4 protein-coding genes are annotated in these 4688 nt (G+C 70.2%); all 4 read right to left on the reverse strand.

The features are described from left to right. A partial coding sequence (locus VGF12_RS22340) for an ATP-binding cassette domain-containing protein (protein ID WP_331178253.1) occupies positions 1-1735 on the reverse strand: 1735 nt, incomplete at its 3' end. Beyond that, positions 1732-2817 carry an HlyD family secretion protein gene (locus tag VGF12_RS22345; RefSeq protein ID WP_331178254.1) on the reverse strand — a complete coding sequence of 362 codons (1086 nt, stop codon included), beginning with the start codon at positions 2815-2817 and terminating at the stop codon, positions 1732-1734. The genes VGF12_RS22345 and VGF12_RS22340, both read right to left, overlap by 4 nt. Further along, a complete protein-coding gene (fabI, locus tag VGF12_RS22350) occupies positions 2814-3584 on the reverse strand; it encodes an enoyl-ACP reductase FabI (RefSeq protein ID WP_331178255.1) in 771 nt (256 codons plus the stop codon). Before fabI ends, VGF12_RS22345 begins: the two co-directional genes overlap by 4 nt. Then, positions 3584-4688 (reverse strand): PHA/PHB synthase family protein (locus VGF12_RS22355; protein ID WP_331178256.1); only part of this gene is annotated, 1105 nt, incomplete at its 5' end. The genes VGF12_RS22355 and fabI, both read right to left, overlap by 1 nt.

The raw sequence follows: 4688 nt of genomic DNA on the forward strand, positions 1-4688 counted from the left end.
TGATGACGACCATCAGGATCAGCGAGCCGGCCAGTGCCAGCGTCGCCCGAACCGGGTCGCGCTGCAGCTCCAGCGACTCGCGCCACAGGTAGCTGTAGAGGCGCTGAAGGCTGAAGCGGCTGGGCCGCGCTGGCGGCTCAACGGGCGCCGCCAGCGCGGGCTCGGCTGGGGTCGCGGCCTCCGCAATGCCGCCACCGGCCTCGAGGAGGTAGCCGATGAAGGCCTCCTCCAGCGTTGCTGCGCCGCGCTTGGCCACCAGTCGCGCCGGTGCGTCGCTGTCGAGCACCCGACCCGCATGCATCATGGACATGCGGTCGCAGCGCTCGGCCTCGTTCATGAAGTGGGTGGAGATGAAGATGGTCACCTTGTCGCGCCGGGACAGCACGACGAGCAGCCGCCAGAAGGCGTCGCGCGCGACCGGATCCACGCCCGAGGTCGGTTCGTCCAGGATCAGCAGCTCGGGCTTGTGCACCATCGCCACGGCCAGCGACAGGCGCTGGCGCATGCCCAGCGGCAGGCTCTCGGGCAGGCTGGCCTGCACCTGCTCCAGGCCAAAGCGCTGCTCCATCTCGGCCACGCGTGCCGGGATCTCGCCGGCCGGTACCTGGAACAGCCGCGCGTGCAACTCCAGGTTCTGCCGCACCGTCAGCTCTGCGTACAGCGAGAAGGCCTGCGACATATAGCCGACGCGGCGGCGCGTGGCGATGTCGCGCGGATCCACCTCGTTGCCGAACAGCCAGGCCCTCCCCTCGCTGGCCGGCAGCAGGCCGGTCAGCATCTTCATCGTCGTGGTCTTGCCGCAGCCGTTGGAGCCGAGAAAGCCGAAGATCTCGCCGCGGCGGATGCGGAAGCTCACGCGGTCCACGGCGACGAAGTCGCCGAAGCGCATGGTCAGGTCCTGCGCCTCGATGGCGATGTCGTCACCGTCCGCGGCCAGCGGCGGAATGACCACCGGCGCATGGCCGCGCTTCTTCTCCTCGGGCAGCAACGCGACGAACGCGGCCTCCAGCGACCCGGTGCCAGTGCGCTGCAGCAGCTCGGCGGGCGTGCCGGTGGCCAGCACGCGGCCATCGTCCATGGCCACCAGCCAGTCGAAGCCCTGGGCCTCGTCCATGTAGGCGGTGGCGACGAGCACGCTCATGCCGGGACGCTGGTGGCGGATGCGCGCGATCAGGCTCCAGAACTGCGCACGCGCCAGCGGGTCCACGCCGGTCGTGGGCTCGTCGAGGATCAGCAGGTCGGGATCGTGGATCAGCGCGCAGCACAGACCCAGCTTCTGCTTCATGCCCCCCGACAGCTTGCCGGCCGGCCGCGACAGGAAGTCATGCAGTCCGGTGGCACGCGTCAGCTCGTCGATGCGGCGGCGGCGTTCGGCGACGTCGTGGCCGAACAGGCGCGCGAAGAACTGCAGGTTTTCCTCCACCGACAGCGTGGGATAGAGGTTCTTGCCCAGGCCCTGCGGCATGTAGGCGATGCGCGGGCAGGCGTCGTCACGGTGGCGTTTGCGGGCCATGTCGCCGCCCAGCACCTCGACGCGGCCCTGCTGCACGGCGCGCGCGCCGCTGACCAGCGACAGCAGGCTGGACTTGCCGACGCCGTCCGGCCCGATCAGGCCCACCATGCGACCGGCGGGGATGTCCAGCGTGATGCCGGCCAGCGCCTGCTGTCGGCCGTAGTGCTGCTGCAGCGCCTGCAGTCGCACCACCGGCGCGCCGACCGCGTCAGCGCGCGTCATCGCCGGGCCGGCAACGCGAGGTGGGCCGGCCACTCACGTGCCGGGTCCAACCGCACCCAGGCCGAGCCGGGCAGCCCGGTCTTGACCTGCTCCATGTGCTCGCGCAGCAGTTCGCGATCGACCTTGGCGCGCACACGGAACATCAGCTTCTGGCGTTCACTGCTGGTCTCCACCGTCTTGGGCGTGAACTGCGCGTTGCTGGCGATGTAGGAGACCTTGGCCGGGATCACGTACTGCGGCGCCGCATCCAGCACGATGCGCACTTCGGTGCCCATGGCCACGCGCCCAGCCACCTCGGTGGGCAGGAAGAAGGTCATGGAGACGTCGCTCAGGTCGATCAGGTTCAACACGCGGCCGCCGGCGCCCAGCACCTCGCCGGGCTGGGCGACACGGAACTGCACACGGCCGTCGCGGGGCGCCTTGAGCTGGGCATCGTCGAGTTCGGCCTGGATGCGCTGCAGCGTCGCGTCCACGGCCTCGACCTGGGACTGTGCGCTGGTGACCTGGGCGCGCGCCGCGGTGATGGCAGCGTCAGCGGAGATGGCCTGGGCCTGGGTGGCGGCGAGCGCGGCCTCGGCGCCGCGAACGCGTGCGCGGTCATCGTCCAGTGTCTGGGCCGAGGCCGCGCCGTCCTTGGCCAACGCCTCGGAGCGAGCCAGCCGGCGCCGCGCGGCGTCCAGCTCGGCCTCGGACTGGCGCACGCGCGCCAGCAATGCGGCCTTGTCGCTCTGGCGCATGGCAACCTGGGCCTGCGCGCTGGCCACGGCCGTCAGCGTCTGCTGGCGCTGCGCCTGGGCCTCGCGACGCTGCGCGTCCAGCGTCTGCACCTGCATGGTGGCCAGCAGCTGGCCGGCCTTCACGAAGGCACCTTCGTCGACCAGGATGTCACCCACACGGCCGGCCTGCTTGGTGGCGATGTCGATCTCCGTGGCCTCGATGCGACCATTGCTGGCGAGGAAGCCTTCATCCTGGGCCTTGGCCTGGCGCTGCTGCCAGAAGACCCAGCCGCCACCGGCCAACAGGGCCACGACAAGGGCGGGGATCAGTTTGTTCTTGATGGAGGGCATGAAGGGCAGGCTCATCCGAGCACGTGGTAGCCGGCGTCGACGTAGAGCGTCGAGCCAGTGATGGCGCGGGCACCGTCGCCCGCCAGGAAGGCGCACAGGGCACCCACCTCGTCGATCTCGACCAGTCGGCGCAGCGGTGCACGGCGCACCGCGTCCGCCATCAGCGCGTCGAAGTTCGGGATGCCGGAGGCGGCGCGCGTGGCCAGCGGGCCGGGCGAAACGGCGTTGACGCGTATGCCCTTGGGGCCGAGCTCGGCGGCCAGGTAGCGCGTGCTGGCCTCCAGCGCGGCCTTGACGGGGCCCATCAGGCCGTAGTCGGGGACAACTTCTTCGGCGCCGACATAGCTCATGGTCATCAGGCTGCCGCCGCTTCCCATCAGCGGCTCGGCCAATCGGGCCATGCGCGCAAAAGAGTGGCAGGAGATGTCCATCGCGCGGGCGAAGCCTTCGCGCGAGCTGTCCGTCACGCGGCCGTGCAGGTCGCTCTTGGGCGCGAAAGCGATGGAGTGCAGCAGGAAGTCCAGGCGCCCCCAACGCTGCGCGATGGCGTCGAACACGGCTTCCAACTGGCCCGGCTGCTCCACATCCAGGGGCAGGGCAAGGGTGGCCTGCAGCTGCAGCGCCAGCGGCTCGACGTGCGGGCGGGCCTTGTCGTTGAACCAGGTCACCGCCAGCTCGGCGCCGGCGTCGCGGAAGGCGCGTGCGCAGCCCCAGGCGATGCTCTTGTCGTTGGCGATGCCGACGACCAGGCCCTTCTTGCCCTGCAGGTCCGACATGCTCATCAAACCTCCAGCACGTAGCTGCCGGGCGCGGGCGCCAGCAGCGGGTAGCGGGGGTGGCCCATGCGTGGCGGCTTGACCGGCGCGCCCGAGCGCGCCGCCAGCCATTGTTGCCAGGCCGGCCACCAGGAGCCGGCGTGCGTGGGCGCGGCCGCCAGCCATTCATCGGGCGCCAGGTAGGGGCCGCCGGCCGGGCGCGTCAGCAACTGGTAGCGGCGCCGCGAGTCAGGCGTCGGCGGGTTGACGATGCCTGCGTTATGGCCGCCGCTCGTGAGCACGAAGGTGATCTCGGCCGGACTCAGGTAGTGCAGCTTGTGCACCGAACGCCACGGCGCGACGTGGTCGGTGGTGGTGCCGACCATGAAGGTCGGCAAGGTCATGCTGCCCAGCGACACCGGCCGGCCGTCCACCGGGTAGCGGCCCTCGCTGAGGTCGTCGTTGAGGAACAGCCGGCGCAGGTACTGGCTGTGCATGCGGGCCGGCATGCGCGTGGCGTCCGCGTTCCAGGCCATCAGGTCATTGGTGCTCCCGCGCTCGCCGAGCAGGTATTCATTCACCAGGCGTGACCACAGCAGGTCGTAGGAGCGCAGCATCTGGAAGGCGCCGGCCATCTGGCTGGCCTTCAGATAGCCGGTTCGCGCCATCTGCGCCTCCAGCAGGCTGACCTGGCTCTCGTCGATGAACAGGCCCAGCTCGCCGGGCTCGCTGAAGTCGGTCTGCGCGGCGAAGAAGGTGGTGGACGCCAGGCGGGTGTCACCGTCGCGCGCCATCGCGGCTGCGGCGATGGCCAGCAGCGTGCCGCCCAGGCAGTAGCCGGTGGCGTGCACGAGCCGCTTCGGCACGATGGCGTTGATGGCGTCCAGCGCCGCGAAGAAGCCGTCGCGCAGGTAGTCATCCATGCCCAGGTCGCGTTCGGCCTCGCCTGGGTTCTTCCAGGAGATGCAGAACACCGTGTGGCCCTGGTCCACGAGGTAGCGGACCAGCGAGTTCTGCTGCGACAGGTCCAGGATGTAGTACTTCATGATCCAGGCCGGCACGACCAGCACGGGCTCGGGGTACACCGTCCCGGTGGCGGGGGCGTACTGGATCAGTTCCATCACCTGGTTG

Origin of the sequence: Roseateles sp. (assembly GCF_036404855.1) — a bacterium.
GTDB lineage: Bacteria > Pseudomonadota > Gammaproteobacteria > Burkholderiales > Burkholderiaceae_C > Pelomonas.

Coding starts and splice junctions, on each gene's coding strand:
- fabI (WP_331178255.1), bottom strand. CDS start 3,584: ATGAGCATGTCGGACCTGCAGGGCAAGAAGGGCCTGGTCGTCGGCATC.
- VGF12_RS22345 (WP_331178254.1), bottom strand. CDS start 2,817: ATGAGCCTGCCCTTCATGCCCTCCATCAAGAACAAACTGATCCCCGCC.